17 protein-coding genes are annotated in these 19,087 nt (G+C 32.1%); 14 read left to right on the top strand and 3 right to left on the bottom strand.

Going from position 1 to position 19,087, the window contains the following annotated elements; all coding sequences use genetic code 11:
* Positions 1-19: 19 nt before the first annotated feature.
* The 12 genes from infA (at position 20) to B4H69_RS03275 (ending at position 12,284) form a co-directional block, all read left to right on the top strand.
* Complete coding sequence (gene infA, locus B4H69_RS03330) at positions 20-235, top strand: translation initiation factor IF-1 (RefSeq protein WP_019974180.1); 216 nt, start codon at positions 20-22, stop codon at positions 233-235.
* Positions 236-310: 75 nt separating this feature from the next.
* Complete coding sequence (gene ykgO / locus B4H69_RS03325; RefSeq protein WP_013598490.1) at positions 311-427, top strand: type B 50S ribosomal protein L36; 117 nt, start codon at positions 311-313, stop codon at positions 425-427.
* Between the two features lie 12 nt (positions 428-439).
* On the top strand, positions 440-817 hold the full coding sequence (rpsM, locus tag B4H69_RS03320) for a 30S ribosomal protein S13 (protein WP_125349692.1): 378 nt from the start codon (positions 440-442) through the stop codon (positions 815-817).
* A gap of 11 nt (positions 818-828) precedes the next feature.
* A complete protein-coding gene (rpsK, locus tag B4H69_RS03315; protein ID WP_019974178.1) occupies positions 829-1,218 on the top strand; it encodes a 30S ribosomal protein S11 in 390 nt (129 codons plus the stop codon).
* A 47-nt stretch (positions 1,219-1,265) separates the two neighbouring features.
* Positions 1,266-1,868 (top strand): 30S ribosomal protein S4, encoded by a 603-nt coding sequence (gene rpsD, locus B4H69_RS03310; RefSeq protein ID WP_114999018.1) that lies wholly within the window; start codon positions 1,266-1,268, stop codon positions 1,866-1,868.
* 22 nt (positions 1,869-1,890) lie between these two features.
* Complete coding sequence (locus B4H69_RS03305; RefSeq protein WP_038335552.1) at positions 1,891-2,883, top strand: DNA-directed RNA polymerase subunit alpha; 993 nt, start codon at positions 1,891-1,893, stop codon at positions 2,881-2,883.
* Positions 2,884-2,895: 12 nt separating this feature from the next.
* A complete protein-coding gene (rplQ, locus tag B4H69_RS03300) occupies positions 2,896-3,369 on the top strand; it encodes a 50S ribosomal protein L17 (RefSeq protein WP_038335555.1) in 474 nt (157 codons plus the stop codon).
* A 229-nt stretch (positions 3,370-3,598) separates the two neighbouring features.
* The gene (locus tag B4H69_RS03295; RefSeq protein ID WP_260509516.1) at positions 3,599-4,669 is read left to right on the top strand and encodes a DUF6263 family protein; all 1,071 of its coding nucleotides are present in this window, start codon (positions 3,599-3,601) and stop codon (positions 4,667-4,669) included.
* Between the two features lies 1 nt (position 4,670).
* The gene (locus B4H69_RS03290; RefSeq protein ID WP_125349691.1) at positions 4,671-4,928 is read left to right on the top strand and encodes a hypothetical protein; all 258 of its coding nucleotides are present in this window, start codon (positions 4,671-4,673) and stop codon (positions 4,926-4,928) included.
* Positions 4,918-7,563, top strand: a complete 2,646-nt coding sequence (locus tag B4H69_RS03285) for a YfhO family protein (RefSeq protein ID WP_291092706.1) — start codon at positions 4,918-4,920, stop codon at positions 7,561-7,563. Before B4H69_RS03290 ends, B4H69_RS03285 begins: the two co-directional genes overlap by 11 nt.
* Before the next feature lie 7 nt (positions 7,564-7,570).
* A complete protein-coding gene (locus tag B4H69_RS03280; protein ID WP_280045551.1) occupies positions 7,571-8,866 on the top strand; it encodes a glycosyltransferase in 1,296 nt (431 codons plus the stop codon).
* 73 nt (positions 8,867-8,939) lie between these two features.
* Positions 8,940-12,284, top strand: a complete 3,345-nt coding sequence (locus B4H69_RS03275; RefSeq protein WP_280045552.1) for a T9SS type B sorting domain-containing protein — start codon at positions 8,940-8,942, stop codon at positions 12,282-12,284.
* 97 nt (positions 12,285-12,381) lie between these two features.
* On the opposite strand, the gene B4H69_RS03270 is transcribed toward B4H69_RS03275, so the two are convergent.
* A complete protein-coding gene (locus tag B4H69_RS03270; RefSeq protein WP_280045553.1) occupies positions 12,382-13,026 on the bottom strand; it encodes a hypothetical protein in 645 nt (214 codons plus the stop codon).
* A 206-nt stretch (positions 13,027-13,232) separates the two neighbouring features.
* Between B4H69_RS03270 and B4H69_RS03265 the strand changes: the two genes are divergently transcribed.
* Positions 13,233-15,497 carry an NADP-dependent malic enzyme gene (locus B4H69_RS03265; protein WP_180905914.1) on the top strand — a complete coding sequence of 755 codons (2,265 nt, stop codon included), beginning with the start codon at positions 13,233-13,235 and terminating at the stop codon, positions 15,495-15,497.
* Positions 15,498-15,555: 58 nt separating this feature from the next.
* On the opposite strand, the gene B4H69_RS03260 is transcribed toward B4H69_RS03265, so the two are convergent.
* The gene (locus B4H69_RS03260; protein ID WP_180905915.1) at positions 15,556-15,987 is read right to left on the bottom strand and encodes a hypothetical protein; all 432 of its coding nucleotides are present in this window, start codon (positions 15,985-15,987) and stop codon (positions 15,556-15,558) included.
* Between the two features lie 162 nt (positions 15,988-16,149).
* On the opposite strand from B4H69_RS03260, the gene B4H69_RS03255 reads away from it, so the two are divergent.
* Complete coding sequence (locus B4H69_RS03255; protein WP_180905916.1) at positions 16,150-17,073, top strand: T9SS type A sorting domain-containing protein; 924 nt, start codon at positions 16,150-16,152, stop codon at positions 17,071-17,073.
* A 55-nt stretch (positions 17,074-17,128) separates the two neighbouring features.
* On the opposite strand, the gene dnaK is transcribed toward B4H69_RS03255, so the two are convergent.
* Positions 17,129-19,030: a molecular chaperone DnaK gene (gene dnaK, locus B4H69_RS03250; RefSeq protein WP_038337059.1), complete on the bottom strand. Its 1,902-nt coding sequence runs from the start codon at positions 19,028-19,030 to the stop codon at positions 17,129-17,131.
* Between the last annotated feature and the right edge of the window lie 57 nt (positions 19,031-19,087).

Genomic DNA, 19,087 nt, shown 5'->3' with positions numbered 1-19,087 from the left:
GATTTTATTAAAAAGATTTATGGCTAAACAAAAACATATTGAACAAGACGGTACGATTACAGAAGCATTATCAAATGCAATGTTCCGTGTCGAATTAGAAAATGGACATGTTGTAACATGTAACATATCTGGTAAAATGCGTATGCACTATATCAAATTATTACCAGGTGATAGAGTTAAAATAGAGATGTCTCCTTACGATTTAACGAAAGGTAGAATATCTTACAGATACTAAAAGAAATAATAACGACTGGTGGTAGAGTTAATGTAGATACGTTAACTCTATCGGATTATAAATAAATTTACAAAGATGAAAATTAGAGCATCCATTAAAAAGAGAAGTGCTGACTGTAAAATTGTGCGTCGTAAAGGACGTTTGTATGTGATCAACAAAAAGAATCCTAAGTTTAAACAAAGACAAGGTTAATTATTTAGAATTATGGCAAGAATTTCAGGTGTAGATTTACCTAAAAACAAAAGAGGGGTAATCGGACTTACATACATTTACGGGATCGGAAGAAGCAGTGCTTCTAAAATCTTATCTGAAAATAACATTTCAGAAGATACAAAAGTTAGCGAATGGACTGATGAAGAAATCAACGCAATCCGTGCATCGATCAATGAAACTTTCAAAGTAGAAGGTGAATTAAGATCAGAAATCCAATTAAACATCAAACGTTTAATGGATATCGGATGTCAAAGAGGTATTCGTCACAGATTAGGTTTACCATTACGTGGTCAAAGAACAAAAAATAACTCACGTACAAGAAAAGGTAAAAAGAAAACAGTTGCTAACAAGAAAAAAGCCACTAAATAATAAATAGGATCATGGCAAAAAATCAGAAAGTAGTAAAGAAAAGAAAAGTAGTTATTGAAGCTACTGGACAAGCTCATATTCAAGCATCGTTTAACAACGTTATCGTTACTTTAACAAACAAAAACGGTGAAGTTATCTCTTGGTCTTCAGCAGGTAAAATGGGATTCCGTGGATCTAAAAAGAACACTCCTTACGCTGCTCAAGTAGCTGCTCAAGATGCAACAACAGTTGCATACGAAGCAGGATTAAGAAGAGTAAAAGTATTCGTGAAAGGACCAGGTCAAGGTCGTGAATCTGCTATTAGAACAATTCATAACGGTGGTATCGAGGTTTCTGAAATCGTTGATGTTACTCCATTACCACACAATGGATGTCGTCCACCTAAAAAGAGAAGAGTATAATCATTTTTCTCAATTTAATTATTTAATATATTTAATAGTAACAAATCATGGCAAGATATACAGGACCAAAAACTAAAATTGCAAGAAAATTTGGACAACCAATTTTCGGTGACGATAAATCTTTTGAGAAAAAGAAATATCCTCCAGGGCAACACGGACCTAACAAAAGAAGAGCTAAAAAATCAGAATACGCTATTCAGTTAACTGAAAAACAAAAAGCAAAATATACTTACGGTATTTTAGAGCGTCAATTTGCTAACTTATACAAAAAAGCAAATGCTTCTAAAGGAATTACAGGTGAAGTATTATTACAATTATGTGAATCTCGTTTAGATAACGTAGTTTACCGTTTAGGTATCGCAAACTCACGTAGTGCTGCACGTCAATTAGTATCTCACAAACACGTAACTGTAAACGGAGAAATCGTGAACATCCCTTCTTACCAATTAAAAGCTGGTGATGTAATCGCTGTTAGAGAAAAATCTAAATCTTTAACTGCAATCACAAACTCTTTACACGCACGTAGCGAGTACGATTGGTTAATTTGGAACGACGAACAAAAATCAGGAACTTTCACAAAAGCTCCAGAAAGAGTTCAAATTCCAGAAGATATTAAAGAGCAATTAATCGTCGAGTTATATTCTAAATAAACCTTAAAATCAGACTAATAAAATGACTATTTTAAATTTCATCAAACCTGACAAAGTAATCTTAGTAGAGTCTGACTCTAAATTCGGACAATTCGAGTTCCGTCCATTAGAGCCAGGATACGGGATTACAGTTGGAAATGCTCTACGTAGAGTGTTACTTTCTTCATTAGAAGGATATGCGATCACTTCAATCAAAATTGAAGGAGTTGAGCACGAATTTTCAACTATTCCAGGAGTAGTGGAAGATGTTACAGAGATCATTTTAAATCTGAAAAAGGTTCGTTTTAAGAAACAAATTGATGAATCAGATGCTGAAACTGTAACTGCTACTATCTCAGGGCAAGATCAATTAACAGCAGGTGATTTAGGGAAATTTATTTCTGGATTCCAAGTTTTAAACCCTGAATTAGTTATCGCTAACTTAGACGCTAAAGTAAACGTAACAATTACATTTACAATCGAAAAAGGTAGAGGATACGTACCAGCTGATGAGAATAAAAAGGCTTCTGCGCCAATCGGTACTATAGCAATTGACTCAATTTACACTCCAATTAAGAATGTAAAATACGCAATTGAAAACTATCGTGTAGAACAAAAAACTGACTACGAAAAATTAGTTTTTGAAATTACAACAGATGGTTCTATAACACCTCAAGATGCTTTAACTGAAGCAGCTAAAATCTTAATTCACCACTTTATGTTATTCTCAGATGAGAGAATTACATTAGAAGCGGAAGAAGTTGCATCTGGTGAAACTTATGATGAAGAAGCATTACATATGCGCCAATTATTGAAAACAAAATTGGTAGATATGGATTTATCAGTAAGAGCATTAAATTGTTTAAAAGCAGCTGAAGTTGAAACATTAGGCGAATTAGTTTCTTTCGCTAAGTCTGACTTAATGAAATTCAGAAACTTTGGTAAGAAATCTCTTACAGAGTTAGAAGAATTGGTGGACAGCAAAGGTCTTAACTTTGGAATGGACATCGTAAAATATAAGTTAGACGTAGAATAATTTTATTAAAAAATGAGACACGGAAAAAAATTTAACCATTTAGGTAGAACTGCCTCTCATAGAAGAGCTTTATTATCTAATTTAGCTATAGCGTTGATTACTCACAAGAGAATTAACACAACAGTAGCAAAGGCTAAAGCATTACAAACATATGTTGAGCCTTTATTGACAAAGTCTAAAACAGACGATACTAACAACCGTCGCGTTGTATTTTCATACTTACAAGATAAAGAAGCTGTAACTGAATTATTCAGAACTGTAGCTCCTAAAATTGCAAATCGCCCAGGAGGATACACTCGTATCATCAAAACTGGATTCCGTTTAGGTGACGGTGCTGATACTGCAATGATCGAGTTAGTAGATTTCAATGATATCTACACTAACGCGAAAGTAGAGAAAAAAGCAACTACACGTCGTAGTAAAAAAAGTACTAAAACAGAAGAAGCTGCACCAGCTGCTGAAACTGAAAGTACAGAAGAAGCATAATCTATTCGATTATATAGTAAAAGCCTCCCAATTTGGGAGGCTTTTTTTGTATTTATTAATTATGACAATTTGTAATACTTTATAATTTTCTAGATTGACAATAAATTCTTTTCAATCATCTAATTTTCTAGATATGATTGTTTTAAAATCTTAATGTTAAAAAATCAACTAAAATCCTTATTTTTGGATTGATTTTGGCAATAAACCAACTATCAAACATAAAATTGATATGAAAAAATTACTATTCATGATGGCTGTCGCAATGGCAGTTGTTTCATGTAAAAAAGATGATAAAGTCGTAGGAAAAGATAAAGACGGAAAAGAATTAATTGTGAATGAAAAAGGTGATACAGTTGCCAAAACGGAAACAACAGATTCTTTGAATGTTGCTGAAACGCTTGCTGAACCAGAAGTTGTAGCAATAACAAAAGGTGCAGATGACAAATATGCTTACAAATACAATTTGGAGATAGGAAAGACTTATCCAATGACGTTGGGAATCAAAACAACTCACACGGCTTCGGATGGGAAACAATCTCAAAAAATGTCAAGCGAAAGTAAAAAACAAATTGATTATACGGTAAAAGATTTCAAAGATGGTGTGTATACATTAGAAGTGAAATCTAAACAATATAGCGAGAAAATGACAGATCCTTCGGGAAAATCAATTTCGTATGACACAAATGCTGCGAAACCAGCGAACAAAGATATTGCGGTTTCTTGGTCGATTTACAAAGCGATGACAGGAAAAACGTATACAATGAAAGTTGATCAGAAAGGAAAAGTTGTAAGCGTTGATGGATTAGATGAAATTAAAAAATCAATTTTAAATTCTGTAAAAACTCAAGTAAGTGCAGAAGAATTTAAATTCTTTACACAGATTATCGATAATTCATTAAACAAACAAGCAATTTCTTCTCAATTTGAAGAAACGATGAATATTTTTCCTAACAAAACTTTAGCGCTTAAAGAATCTTGGAGCGATAGTCAAAAAATTGATCAAGGTCCAATGAAAGGAAATATTTCGATGAAGAGAACTTTAGCAAGTGTTGAGCCTGCAAATACGACAATTACTGTAAATGGAACGCAAAGTTTGAAAGGTAATGAGTCGCAGCAAGGTGTTACAATGTCTGCGAATAGTAGTGCGAATGTAGATGGAAAAATTTTGTTGGATACAAAATCTGGTTGGATCAACAAAGTTAATTTAACGAAAAAGGAAACATTAAAACGTACAGTAGAAGCGCAAGGTCAAAAACAAACGATGACTGAGTCGGTTACAACTGTCACAACAGTTAACTAAAATGAAAACAATTATTTGGATTATAATTTTAAGTATTATTTTCTTAACGATTTTTAGATTTTTAAGAAAAGTATTTGCAGTGAAAAAGGTTTTTCAAGAAGCAATTAATCAGCAAAGAAATGCTTATAATCAGAGCCAAAACTCAAATGATTCGTACAACGAATCGAAACCAAACACATCTTTCGACAAACCGAAATATAATATAGACGCCGAAACGGTGGATTACGAAATAATCGAAGAAAAAAAGGATGAAAAATAAAAAGAATTTACTCTACGTTCTTATCTCATTGCTGCTTTTTGCAGTGATTGCATTGGTGTATTGTTCACCAGTTTTATCGGGAAAATCTGTTATTCAGCCTGATATTATCAACTACAAGGGTAGTGCGCAAGAAATGTTGACGTATCAAGACAAAACAGGAGAAAATGTCTATTGGTCTGATGCGATGTTTGGTGGAATGCCAACCTATCAAACTGGTGCGAAATATAGTTTTGATATCATCAAAACCATTGATGGCGCATTCAGATTTTTACCGCGTCCAGCAGATTACATTTTCTTGTTGTTTACAGGATTTTTTATTCTTGGCTTAACGCTTTTCAAAAAGTGGCAATATGCTTTAGTCGGTGCAATTTTCTTTGCATTTGGTTCGTATTATTTCGAATTAATTGCAGCCGGACATAACGGAAAGCTACATACAATTGGGTATTTCGCGCCTTTGGTTGCTGGAATTCTTCTATTGTATCGCAAAAAATACATTGCAGGTTTTGTACTCACAACCTTGTTTATGGGATTGCAATTACAAGCCAATCACATTCAAATGACGTTCTATTTGTTTTTAGCGTTGTTGGTTTTTGCAATTGTTCAATTTATTGATAGTTTAAAGAAAAAAGAATTACCAGATTTCTTAAAATCATCTGCATTAGTAGTTGTCGCTGTAATTATTGCAGCAGGATTGAATGCAAATCGATTATTGTCAACTTACGAATATAGTAAAGAAACGACTCGTGGGAAATCTGAGATGACCTTGTTGAAAAAGAATTCGAACGGATTAGATCACGATTATATCACACAATGGAGTTATGGAAAATTAGAAACATTAAATCTTTTTATTCCAAATTTGATGGGGGGTGGTTCGCAAACGAATCCAGAAGATTTAAAGAATTATACATCAGAATTACAAAATACTCAATATAGTCTTGGTGAAGACGAGTTCAATCAGCAAGTTTTTCAAGCTGTGGCAAGTCAACCGAGAAGTGCATATTGGGGAGATCAGCCAGGAACTTCTGGTCCAGCTTATCAGGGAGCTGTAGTCGTTTTCTTGTTTATTATCGGAATGTTTATGGTACGTGGAAAATACGCGACCTATAAAAAATGGTTAGTTGGAGCAACGATTCTAAGTTTCATTTTGGCATGGGGTAAAAATTTACCATTCGTTACGAACTTATTTATTGATTATTTCCCGATGTATGATAAGTTTCGCGCTGTATCATCAATCTTGGTAATTGCCGAATTTACAATGCCTTTCTTAGCAATTTTGACTTTATATTATTTCTTTAATTCTGATGAATCAGATGAATTCAAAAAGAAAGTACTTTATATAGCTGGTGGTTCTACAGTCGGAATTTTAATTATATTTTTCTTATTTGGAGGAATGATTTTTCCATTTACATCAGAGAATGAAAAATTAATGACCGAACAATTGATTGGACAAATTCAGCAAGCAAATCCAAATGCAATCGGACTTTGGGATGGATTAATTAAACGATTAGATGAAGCATTAATTCAAGATAGAATTGCAATGTTTAAAGCAGATACAGTTCGCACATTGATTTTTGTTTTATTCACAATGGCTTTTTTGCTGGCATATTTATTCAAGTTTATCAAGAAACCAATTATCGTTATTTTAGCGATTGGTGCGTTGGCTTTTATTGATGGATTTACAGTGAATAAAAGATATTTGAACGAAGATAATTTTGTGTCTAAATACATTGTTGACAATCCTTTCCCAACAGAAATGTCACCGCGTTTGCAAACCGAAGCAGAAAACAACAATAATGTAGCGCAAATTGCTTACAAAGTTCCGTTGAATAATTTATTATTAAATATTTCAAAACAAGATAAATCGCATTTCCGTGTATATAACACAGTTTTGAGTACGTTTAACGAAGCTGGAACTTCTTATTTTGTTCCTTCGATTGGTGGTTATCATGCAGCGAAATTAGGAAAATACCAAGATGTTGTGGATATCTATTTTTCGCAAGATCCGCAATTGAAAAAATACGGAATCAAAGATGAAACAGGTTTGATTAATGTATTGAATATGATGAATACGAAATACATTATTCATGGAAGTCCAACTGAGCCACAAGTACAGCAAAATCCTACAGCTTTGGGAAGTGCGTGGTTAGCTTCAAATATTAAATGGACAGAAAATGCAAATGATGAAATTTTAGCGATAAATTCTACACCAGTTGATCATACGGTTATTTTACGTAAAGATTTGGTTGAGAATAAAAACTTGAATGTTTCGGCAGATGCTAATGCAAAGATTGAATTGGTTGATTATTCACCGATGAAAATGACGTACAAATCTTCTTCTAACACAGATCAAATTGCTGTTTTCTCAGAAGTTTATTATCCACACGGATGGACTGCAACGGTTGATGGAAAAGAAGTTCCGATCGAAAAAGCGAATTATGTTTTGCGTGCAGTTCCTGTACAAAAAGGAAATCACACAATCGTGATGGAATTTAAATCACAAGTTATTTCTACTGGAAATATGATTGTGATTGTTTCGAATATTTTACTTTTAATCGTTGTGGCTGGAGGTATTTATTTGGGATATAAAAAATGTTCTACAAAAGAGAATTTAAACTTAGCCACTGAAAAGGCTTAATTTTAGAATGAAAAAAATATTAATCATCACCTATTACTGGCCTCCTGCGGGAGGTCCTGGTGTTCAAAGATGGTTGAAATTCACAAAATATCTTCCTGAATTTGGATATGAAACCTATGTTTATATTCCAGAAAACCCTTCTTATCCAATTCTCGACGAAACCTTAACTAAGGATATTAATCCAAAAGTTAAAATCGTCAAGAATAAAATTTGGGAACCTTATCAGTTGGCAGAAAAACTGAATCCAAAAAATAAAGCTTACAAAGGAGGACATTTCGAGAAGAAAGAAAATCAATCTTTCATGTCGAGATTGTCTGTTTTTGTGCGAGGAAATTTCTTTATTCCAGATGCGCGCAAGTTTTGGGTAAATCCTTCTACGGAATATTTGAAAGACTTTTTACAGAAAGAAAATATTGATACGATTGTAACTTCTGGTCCGCCTCATAGTTTACATTTAATTGGGTTGAAGTTGAAAAAACAAATGCCAAATCTTAAATGGTTGGCAGATTTTCGTGATCCTTGGACGCAAATTAGCTATCACAAAGAATTGAAATTAACTTCTTGGGCAGCTAAAAAACACGAAGATTTGGAGCGTGAAGTGATGCAAAAAGCAGATGTTATTTTAGCAACTAGTTACGCTGATGGAGAAAATTTCAAGAAGATTGGTGCAAAACATGTAGAAGTAATTACAAATGGTTTTGAAGAAGTGAAACAACAAATAGAGAAAGATAAAAATCACTTTCATTTGACGTATTCTGGAGGTTTAGAAATGCTTCGAAATCCAATCGCTTTGTGGAAAGCTTTAGCTGAAATTAGCAACGAAAATCAATCGTTTCGAGAAGATTTTAAACTTAATTTTTATGGTTCTTTGGCGGATGATGTCAAACAAACAATTCTTGAACAAGGATTACAAAATAACCTAATTGTTCACGGATATGTTTCGCATCAAGAGTCGTTAAATGCTATTAATTCTGCAAATATTCTGTTGTTAACAAATTTTGATAATGTTGCTTCGAAAGGAATTATTCCAGGGAAATTATTTGAATATATGGCAACTGGAAATCCTATTTTAGCGGTTGGTCCAGCAGATGCTGATGTTGAAAAAATACTTCAAAAAACAAAAGCGGGCGATTATTTTTCTCATCAACAAGTGAATGAAATTAAAATGTATATTCTTTCGATTTACAATCAATGGTTAAAAAATCCAAATCAAAAATTTGAAACCAACGAAGCCGAAGTTCAACTATTCAACCGTAAAAATTTAACGAAGAAATTGGTTGAAGTGGTAAGAGGATTATCATAATAAAATGTTATGTTCTAACAATATATAGTAAATATTTCTGTTTAAGGATTATATAATTATTAAATGATAATCAATGAAGAGATATTTACTTATTATATTTTTATTTTTTAACATAATCCAATCTTTTGCACAACTTGATACAAAACATTGGTTTGCTCCAATGGTTGATAGAACTGGAAATCCATATCCAAGTCAAAGAATATATTTATCTACGAATAGAACAACGCCTTTTGAGGTTAAAATCTATAACAATAATTTGGTTGTAGGTAATGTAACAATAAGTAAAGGAAATCCTGGTTATTTTGTAATCCCACGAAACTTGATAATTACTTCAGATGTGGCTGATTTATATAAACCCGTTAAGATGGGATTGTATTTAGAAGCAGATTACGCTTATTTTGCGAATCTTAGATTTTCTGTTGCCAATCATGCAGAAATTATTACTTCTAAAGGTAGAGCTGGAATAGGAGATTTGTTTTATACAGTTATGGCTCCTATAACAACGTACAATGATATTTTGAACTTTATGACAAGTGTTTTAGCTACAGAGGATAACACTGTTGTGAAAATTTCAAATTTCAATCCTAATATTATTTTTAGTGATGGAGTAAAAAGGAGCGAGTTCAATATTACTTTGAATAAAGGTGAATCCTATATTATTGAAGGTGGCGGAAATTATCAAGTGAATTATGAAGGTTTTATTGGTGCTAAAATTGAATCAGACAAACCTATATCTGTAACAAATGGTAATTTTAATGGACAATATGCTGGTTATTATCCAAATGCATCAGATATATTAATGGATCAAAATGTTCCAGTTCAACAATTGGGAAAAGATTTCGTATTAGTAAAAGGAAATGGAGCTGTTGGACAAAATATGGAAGGAGCAATAGTGGTCGCGACTAAAGATAATACAGAGATTTATGTCAATAATGAATCAGTTCCATTAGTTACTATAAATGAAGGTGAGTATTTTGTAGTTAAAGATTACAAATATATTAATCAAGGGAAAGATCATTATAATTTATTTATTCAAACAACTGAGAAAGCCTATGTTTATCAATTATTAGCTGGATCAGAAAATGCATCAACAGAAGCAACAGGCGGAATGAATTTTATTCCAGCACTTAATTGTTTTCTACCAAAATCAATTGATGAAATAGGTTTGATCGATGAAAATCCAATTCTTTACACGAATAATAATCAAGGAGGAATAACTAAAATACCCACAAAACTTAATTTGATTACTGAAAAAGGAGCTGTAGTTACTGTAAATGGTTCAGTTCCCAATTCAAATTATGGTCCTTTTAATTTGACAGGTACTACAGATTGGGTGACATATGGAATACCTGATGTTAAAGGAAATATTACGATCAAATCAGATAAAGCAATTACAGGAGGAATTACAGCTGGAAGTGATGCTGCTGGATATGGGGGTTTTTTTGCAGGATTACCAACAAAACCAAAAATTGTAGCAGAAGGATGTTTTCCTGATGTAACGCTCACAGTCACTCCAGATATATACGAAACATATCAATGGTTTGAAGATGGGATTGCTATTCCAGGAGCAACCGAGGTAACTTTTAAACCAACAAGATTAGGAAATTATTCGGTAGAAGTTACAATAGGTACTTGTCCGCCATTAAAAGATGAGTATAAATTAAGAACTTGTCCAGATGAATCAGAATTAGAATTTGAAACATGTGGAGTTGCCCCAATTCATATTACTCCAAAATTTACAAAATCTGCCCAAACGATTAATTTCAATGAAACCAAGATAGTAGAAAATCCTTCAAAAGGAGTAGTTGCAATTAACACTGTAAAAGGTATTATTACTTATACGCCAAATAAAGGGCAAAAAGGTTATGATGAATTTAAATATATAATTTACGGATCTGATAAATTTGAGGATAGTGAGATTGTAACCGTTAAAATTTTGATTAATGAACTTTTTGTTAATGATGCTACGGTATTTGCATGTAATGTAAACGGTAAAGGTATTTTTGATTTATCTGATGCGAATGTCACTTCTCATCCAGATGTTACAAAAAATTATTATCCTACAAAAGAAGATGCAGAAAATGAAGTGAATGAAATAATAGATTTTGAGCATTATGAATCTACAAATAAGAAAGTTTATGTAGCTGTTAAAAATAAAACAGGATGTAAAGAAATTGCAGAAATACAATTAGAGTTTTTTCCTTTTCCACAGATTGATTTAACTAAATATCAAACTACATATTGTGGAAGCAAAATGAATATTAATCTTGATGAAACTATCCGACAAATTTTTTCTAACCGAGAATTATTTACAGTAAAATATTATTTAAATGATCAAGATGCTTTAGACGGGAATACGAATACAATTTCATCTCAAAATATATTTACAGCTGATACAAAAGTGTACGTAAGGATTGAAACATTGAAAGGTTGTCAACCAGAAATTATTACATTAGAATTTAAATTCGGTGAAAAAGTAAAACTTAATCAAGAAGTTTTAGATGTAGATGTTTGTGATAACGATTTTGATGGAGTTTATACATTCAATTTGAATGATTATGTTTTAGTAAATTTTGTTAATGATTATAATTACGATTATAAGTTTTTTGAAACCTTCGATGACGCTGAGAATAACATAAATCCAATTAACCCTAATCAAGTTGTAAATAGAAATAAAACTTTTTATGTGAGATTTGAAAAGGAAGGTTTATGTTTTTCTATTGCTGTTATTAATACTTTTGTATCTGTTCCAGAATACTCGGCAATGCTAAAAGATGTGAAAATATGTCCTAATACCAAAGCTATTTTAGATGCAGGAAATAATTATTTAGATTATAAATGGAGTACAGGTGAAACAACACAGACAATTGAGGTTGGATTGGGAGATTATTGGGTAGAACTTCTTTCAAAAGAAGGATGTCCATATGTTCACAATGTTAATGTTTCTCATTTTCAATTACCAAATATCATGATGATAAAAACAGTCAATGGACGTGCAGAAATCATTGTAGAAGGAGGAGCACCACCATATAAATACTCGTTAAATGGTGTAGATTGGCAAAGTTCGAATGTTTTTGAATCTTTAAAAAATGGAAATTATACTGTTTATGTAATTTCGGCAGATAATTGTACTCCAGTAACAAAAGATTTTTTAGTAAACTTAATTCCTAATTTTATTTCGCCTAATAATGATGGTTATAATGATAGTTGGAGAGCACAATTTTTAGGTTATAAAAATGCAATTGTTCAAATCTTTAATCGATATGGAGCAATTATAAAAGATGAGGTTGTGAATGACGAATATATTTGGGATGGTAAAAAGAATGGTTTTACAGTTCCTTCTGATAGTTATTGGTACAGAATAAAATTGAATGATAAAGAAATTATTACAGGTTATATAACCGTTAAAAATAAATAGATTATTTGAAGTAAAATCCCACTTTCTACATTCTGAAAAAGTGGGATTTATTATTTATAAATTAATAATTTAAGTTATGTTTCCAATAACATCACTTTTAGCTCTTTTCACCCCAAATCATAATATCAGATAAATTATCTATTTCAAATTTATGAGACAAGTTGTTTAGCTTATTAGAATAAGCTTTTAAATCATTTAGTAAGACTAAAAATGCTTTTTTTGTTTGATTATAATCTATTCTTATTTCTTTACTTGTATTGATTGGTATAAAAGATTCATTTTCATCATCACAAATTATAACAATATCACTTTTAGATTTTGTTATTAAAGGACTTGGATGGCATTCTGTTAGATAAAAGTTAGAAAAATTTTCGTTTAAAATATTTTTCCAAAGCTGAATTTCTTCTAATAATCCACAACATTGCGGGAATAATTCAATTTTATTATTAATTGAAATTGCATATCCACCAAAAAGTGAAATGGAATCTACTATTTTAGTATCAGCAAGATGTAGATTTATAATTTTCTCCATATTTGCTAATGATATTTCCAAAAGATTGTATTGGTAAATTCCAGACTGAATGTGTTCAGGAAAGTTAGTATAAATTTTATCAATTTGATTTTTTTGATAACTATCCCATTCGATAGAATTGTTGAATGAACTTTCTTGCAGAATTTTTCCATTTTGATTGTCTTTCAAAATAGGAGGTTCTATTAAAGGAATAAATTTGATTTCATCCATTTATGAAAATTTTGTAAAAATATCGTTTAATACTTATATACAATATACATAATTCTTATAAAAAATAAAAATATCACAATATAAATTCGCTAAATAGTATAAGTTGATAAAAATTTTTCTAAAATTTTAAAAATCTAACATCTGTCATAAGTGGGTTGAATATATTTTGCCTAAATTTATTTTGAAAAAATATAAACCACAGAGAAATGAATGACAATCGTAAGAAAGATGCATTGAATTACCATTCGATGGGTCAACCAGGAAAGATTGCAGTAGTGCCTACAAAACCTACGAATACGCAACGTGATTTATCGCTTGCTTATTCGCCAGGTGTTGCGGAGCCTTGTTTAGAGATTGAAAAAGATCCAGAAAATGCTTATAAGTATACAGCAAAAGGAAATTTGGTTGCTGTAATTAGTAACGGTACAGCCGTTTTAGGTTTGGGAGATATAGGTGCAGTAGCTTCGAAACCTGTGATGGAAGGTAAAGGTCTTCTATTCAAAATTTTTGCTGATATTGATGTTTTCGATATCGAATTGGATACAAAAAATGTTGATGAATTTATCAATACGGTAAAAGCTTTAGAGCCGACTTTTGGTGGAATCAATTTAGAGGATATCAAAGCGCCTGAATGTTTCGAAATTGAGAAACGTTTGAAAGCTGAAATGAATATTCCAGTTATGCACGACGATCAACACGGAACAGCTATTATTTCTGGTGCTGCGTTGATTAATGCATGTGAATTACAAGGAAAAGATATTTCTAAAGTCAAAATTGTAGTGAACGGAGCTGGTGCTGCGGCAATTTCGTGTACAGGAATGTATATTTCTGTAGGAGCAACGAAAGAGAATATCGTGATGTTGGATAGTAAAGGTGTTATTCGTTCGGACAGAGATAATCTTGATCCTTCTAAAGCAGAATGGGCAACAGATCGTGATATTTCGACATTGACAGATGCTGTGAAAGATGCGGATGTTTTTATCGGTTTATCAGCGGCAGATGTTTTGTCAGCAGATATGTTGAATACAATGGCAGAAAATCCAATTGTGTTGGCAATGGCAAATCCAAATCCAGAGATAGCATACGATTTAGCAGTTGCGATGCGTCAAGATATTATTATGGGAACTGGGCGTTCTGATTATCCAAATCAGGTGAACAATGTACTTGGGTTTCCGTATATTTTTAGAGGAGCGTTAGATGTTCGTTCGACGACAATTAATGAAGAAATGAAAATTGCTGCTGTTCGTGCAATTGCAGAATTGGCGAAAGAACCAGTTCCAGAAGTGGTAACGCAAGCTTACAATAATCATTCAATCAAATTCGGGAAAGATTATATTATTCCAAAACCTAACGATCCACGTTTGTTACCAGAGGTTTCGGCTGCAGTAGCAAAAGCAGCAATCGAAACAGGAGTTGCAAAAAATGTGATTACAGATTTCGAAGCATATAAATTGTCTTTGATTAAGCGAATCGGAAAAGAAAGTACGATTATGCGTAATTTGACACAAACGGCGAAATCAAATCCAAAACGTGTTGTTTTTGCTGAAGGAGATCGTTTCGAAATTCTTCGTGCAGCGCAAATTGTAAAGGAAGAAAAAATCGCTATTCCAATTATTTTAGGAAAGAAAAATAAAATTCAACAAATGATTAAAGATTATATGTTGGATTTGGAAGATGTTGAAATTGTTGATACAAACGCCGAAGAAGATTCGGATAGATACAATCAATTCGTTGATTTTATTTATTCGAAACGTCAACGAAAAGGAATCTCGAAGTCTGATGCGAAAAAGTTATTGAGAGATCGTAATTATTTTGGATCATGTATGGTTGAGTTTGGTTATGCAGATGCAATGATTTCGGGAATGACGAAAAATTATTCGCAAGCGATTCGTCCAGCTTTAGAATTAATCGGAGCGGAACAAGGTCAAAAAGTTGCGAGTATGTATATGATGTTGACAGAAAAAGGACCAGTTTTCTTAGGTGATACAACGGTTAATTTAGATCCGACTTCAGAGGATTTGGTCAACATTACATTGCAATTTAACGAAACGATAAAGAAGTTTAAAATTGAACCAAAGATTGCGTTGTTGTCTTATTCAAACTTCGGATCAAATAAAGGAGAAACGGTTTCTAAAGTTCAGAATGCGGTAAATTATTTACATAAAAATCATCCAGAAATTATTGTTGATGGTGATATTCAGGCAAATTTCGCAGTGAATAAAGAGAAATTACAAAGTAATTTTCCGTTTTCTAAATTAGCAGGAACGCATGCGAATACGTTAGTTTTTCCAAATCTTGAATCAGCGAATATTTCGTACAAATTATTACAAGAATTAGGAAATATAGAAGCGGTTGGACCAATTTTGATCGGAATGAAAAAACCAATCCATTTGTTACAATTGGATAGTACTGTTCGCGAAATTGTGAATATGGTTACTATTGCTGTAATTGATGCACAACAACATCAGTAAAATATAACGTTTAGAATACAAAAAATCCACTTAAATTATTTAAGTGGATTTTTTTATTTTATTCAACGACTATTTGATAAATTCCGTTTTGAGAATGAGCTTCAATATCTTCAAATGAAACATTATCTATTTTATTTCCTCCACATTTTCCGGATAATTTAGAAGCATTAACAGTAAAATTAAAGAATTTAATTTCTTTTGTTAATACTAAAGCTTCATAGGTTGTAGAACCTACTATCCATCCAGGTTTATTTAAAATAACTCTACTTTCATGATTAATTTCAAAAGAAGTTCCGATTTTAGTATCGCCCGCAATTTGTAAGAAATGAAAATGTTCTTTTGTTAATGTTCCATTTTGTATTAAATTTTCTCCTTTTGAATTTACAAATTCCATTACAATAGGCTCTGGAGGTGTAAAACAATCGCTATCATCGTTACAAGAAAATAGTATAAATGAAAAGACGAAAGTTAAAAAAAGTAATTTTTTCATAGTAGATTAATTTTTAAAAAGATGAATAAAAATAAAATAGGTTGCGTAATGATAAATAATATTTACGAATAATTATAACATCTGTAAAATGTATTTATTGTAATGAGGATTAAAACTCAATTAAGAATTATTTTAATATATTGTAAACTTAATTGAATTAATATGAAGAAGATTTACATTTTATTACTTACTGCAAGTACATTATCATTTGCGCAGAAGAACACATCTTTTGAAGCCAAAGAAGGATTTATATTAGGAAATATCCATACTCAAAATGGTTGGGATGTTGCGGAGGGAAACGGAAAAATTTTAAATAATCAACTTGTTTCTGATGAACAAGCAAGTGAAGGAGTTTATTCTTTCAAGAATGGAGATCAGATTGATTTTGGTGATCAATGGTTTCCAGTAATGGGCGTTACCAAAATGTTTGATAAACCGGTTGATTATAAAAATTTTACAATTTCATTTGATGCTTTTGTAACAAAACGAAATGGAGCCGATTTTGAATTTACGTTATTTACAGTTAATTCGGCTACAGATGAGTTTTATCCAGTTGCTGGTCTTGGAATGGAGAATAGGGGATATTTGTATATTACAAAAAATATTGATTATGGTTTCGATTATGCTGATGCAGCAGAAGGTTGGCTAATTAATAAATGGAATAATTTTAAAATTGAAGTTACAGAGAATCAGATTAAGTATTATCTAAATGATAAATTAGTTTACACAGGTGATAATTTTACGAAATTAGATGTTCATGGTTTTACAATGCTTCATAATAATTATGGCGGAGATGCTTATTATGATAATTTTAAATTCAGTACAGATGATTTAGCAGTGAATCAAGTTAATCAGAAAGAATTCAAAGTTTATCCAAATCCTGTGCAAGATGTTTTAACATTCGATACGAATTTTTATGATCAGATTTCAGCAGTTGAGGTTTCTAATACTGTTGGTCAAATTGTTTTGAAAACTGATAAATCTTTAAAAGAAATGAATACATCATCTTTAAAATCGGGAATATATTTTGTGAAAATCTATATGAAAGATGGAAAAACAATGACAAGAAAAATTATTAAAAAATAAACACAAAAAAAGCCTCGCAATGCGAGGCTTTCCTTATTTGATAAATGAAATTCTATTATTTAACTTCTTCGAAGTCTACGTCTTCAACACCATCATTATTTGCTTGACCTTGATCAGCACCTGGTTGAGCTTGCGCACCACCTTGTTGACCTTCGTTCATTGCAGCATAAATTTCTTGTGAAGCAGCATTCCAAGCTGTGTTTAATTTTTCCATAGAAGCATCAATTGCAGCAACGTCTTGAGCAGCGTGAGCAGATTTAACCTCAGCTAAAGCTTCTTCAATTGGTTGTTTTTTGTCAGCAGGAATTTTATCTCCGTACTCAGTCAATTGTTTTTCCGTTTGGAAAATTAACGCGTCAGCAGCATTTACTTTTTCAATTTTTTGTTTTGCTTCTTCGTCTTTTGCAGCATTTTCTTGTGCTTCTTTTTTCATTCTTTCGATATCAGCATCAGATAATCCAGATGAAGCTTCAATTTTGATTGATTGCTCTTTTCCAGTTCCTTTATCTTTTGCAGATACACTCAAGATACCATTCGCATCAATATCAAATGTTACTTCGATTTGAGGAACACCTCTTTGTGCTGGTGGAATATCTACTAAGTCAAAACGTCCGATTTCTTTGTTATCGTTGAATAATGGACGCTCTCCTTGACCAATTCTTAATGTTACTGCTGGTTGATTGTCAACTGCAGTTGAGAAAACCTCAGATTTTTTAGTTGGAATTGTTGTATTCGCTTCGATTAATTTTGTGAATACTCCTCCTAAAGTTTCGATACCTAAAGATAATGGTGTAACGTCTAATAATAATACGTCTTTTACATCACCTGTTAATACACCTCCTTGGATAGCTGCACCAATTGCAACAACCTCGTCTGGATTAACTCCTTTAGATGGTTTTTTACCGAAGAATTTTTCTACTTCTTCTTGGATTTTTGGCATACGTGTAGATCCACCAACTAAGATAACTTCGTCGATATCGTTGATTGATAAACCTGCATCAGATAACGCTTTTTTACAAGGCTCCATAGAACGACGTACTAAATCTTCTGTTAACTGATCAAATTTAGAACGAGTTAAAGTTTCTACTAAGTGTTTTGGTCCTGTTTCGTTAGCTGTAACGTATGGTAAATTAATTTCTGTTTGAGCAGAAGAAGATAATTCGATTTTAGCTTTTTCAGCAGCTTCACGTAAACGTTGTAAAGCCATTGCGTCTTTTTTCAAATCTACACCTTCTTTCGCTTGGAATTCAGAAGCTAACCAATTGATGATTGCATCATCAAAATCATCACCTCCTAAGTGAGTATCACCGTTTGTAGATAATACTTCGAATACACCGTCACCTAATTCTAGGATAGATACGTCAAAAGTACCACCACCTAAATCGTAAACAACGATTTTTTTATCTGAATTTGCTTTGTCTAATCCGTAAGCTAATGCAGCAGCAGTAGGCTCGTTGATAATACGTTCTACTTTAAGACCTGCAATTTCACCAGCTTCTTTAGTTGCTTGACGTTGCGCATCGTTAAAATAAGCTGGTACAGTAATTACCGCTCTTGATACTTCTTGTCCTAAATAATCTTCAGCAGTTTTTTTCATTTTTTGTAAAATCATTGCTGAGATTTCTTGTGGAGTATAGTTACGTCCATCAATATCAACTGCTGGCGTATCATTGTTTCCTTTTACAACTGAATAAGGAACACGACCGATTTCATCTGCATCATTATTAAATTTAGTTCCCATGAAACGTTTAATAGAATAAATCGTTTTCTTTGGGTTTGTTACAGCTTGACGTTTTGCTGAATCACCAACTTTAATTTCTCCTCCTTCTACGAATGCTACGATAGATGGAGTAGTTCTTTTACCTTCTGCATTTGGAATTACAACTGGCTCGCTACCTTCCATTACAGAAACACAAGAGTTCGTTGTACCTAAGTCGATTCCGATTATTTTGCTCATATTGTTTAGTTATTTTTTATATTATTAATGATTTATTTTAAACTTTTACACATCATC

This window comes from Empedobacter sp. UBA6745, from assembly GCF_002453775.1.
GTDB lineage: Bacteria > Bacteroidota > Bacteroidia > Flavobacteriales > Weeksellaceae > Empedobacter > Empedobacter falsenii_C.
Note: the sequence above shows the minus strand (reverse complement) of the source record. Positions and strands in the feature narration are given on the sequence as shown.

What these genes read in the sequence shown, in the direction of transcription:
- rpsK (WP_019974178.1), top strand. Translation starts at nt 829, where the DNA reads ATGGCAAAAAATCAGAAAGTAGTAAAGAAAAGAAAAGTAGTTATTGAA.
- B4H69_RS03255 (WP_180905916.1), top strand. Translation starts at nt 16,150, where the DNA reads ATGAAGAAGATTTACATTTTATTACTTACTGCAAGTACATTATCATTT.
- B4H69_RS03275 (WP_280045552.1), top strand. Translation starts at nt 8,940, where the DNA reads ATGAAGAGATATTTACTTATTATATTTTTATTTTTTAACATAATCCAA.
- B4H69_RS03270 (WP_280045553.1), bottom strand. Translation starts at nt 13,026, where the DNA reads ATGGATGAAATCAAATTTATTCCTTTAATAGAACCTCCTATTTTGAAA.
- dnaK (WP_038337059.1), bottom strand. Translation starts at nt 19,030, where the DNA reads ATGAGCAAAATAATCGGAATCGACTTAGGTACAACGAACTCTTGTGTT.
- ykgO (WP_013598490.1), top strand. Translation starts at nt 311, where the DNA reads ATGAAAATTAGAGCATCCATTAAAAAGAGAAGTGCTGACTGTAAAATT.
- rpsD (WP_114999018.1), top strand. Translation starts at nt 1,266, where the DNA reads ATGGCAAGATATACAGGACCAAAAACTAAAATTGCAAGAAAATTTGGA.
- B4H69_RS03265 (WP_180905914.1), top strand. Translation starts at nt 13,233, where the DNA reads ATGAATGACAATCGTAAGAAAGATGCATTGAATTACCATTCGATGGGT.
- B4H69_RS03285 (WP_291092706.1), top strand. Translation starts at nt 4,918, where the DNA reads ATGAAAAATAAAAAGAATTTACTCTACGTTCTTATCTCATTGCTGCTT.
- B4H69_RS03260 (WP_180905915.1), bottom strand. Translation starts at nt 15,987, where the DNA reads ATGAAAAAATTACTTTTTTTAACTTTCGTCTTTTCATTTATACTATTT.
- B4H69_RS03305 (WP_038335552.1), top strand. Translation starts at nt 1,891, where the DNA reads ATGACTATTTTAAATTTCATCAAACCTGACAAAGTAATCTTAGTAGAG.
- B4H69_RS03290 (WP_125349691.1), top strand. Translation starts at nt 4,671, where the DNA reads ATGAAAACAATTATTTGGATTATAATTTTAAGTATTATTTTCTTAACG.
- infA (WP_019974180.1), top strand. Translation starts at nt 20, where the DNA reads ATGGCTAAACAAAAACATATTGAACAAGACGGTACGATTACAGAAGCA.
- rplQ (WP_038335555.1), top strand. Translation starts at nt 2,896, where the DNA reads ATGAGACACGGAAAAAAATTTAACCATTTAGGTAGAACTGCCTCTCAT.
- B4H69_RS03295 (WP_260509516.1), top strand. Translation starts at nt 3,599, where the DNA reads ATGAAAAAATTACTATTCATGATGGCTGTCGCAATGGCAGTTGTTTCA.
- rpsM (WP_125349692.1), top strand. Translation starts at nt 440, where the DNA reads ATGGCAAGAATTTCAGGTGTAGATTTACCTAAAAACAAAAGAGGGGTA.
- B4H69_RS03280 (WP_280045551.1), top strand. Translation starts at nt 7,571, where the DNA reads ATGAAAAAAATATTAATCATCACCTATTACTGGCCTCCTGCGGGAGGT.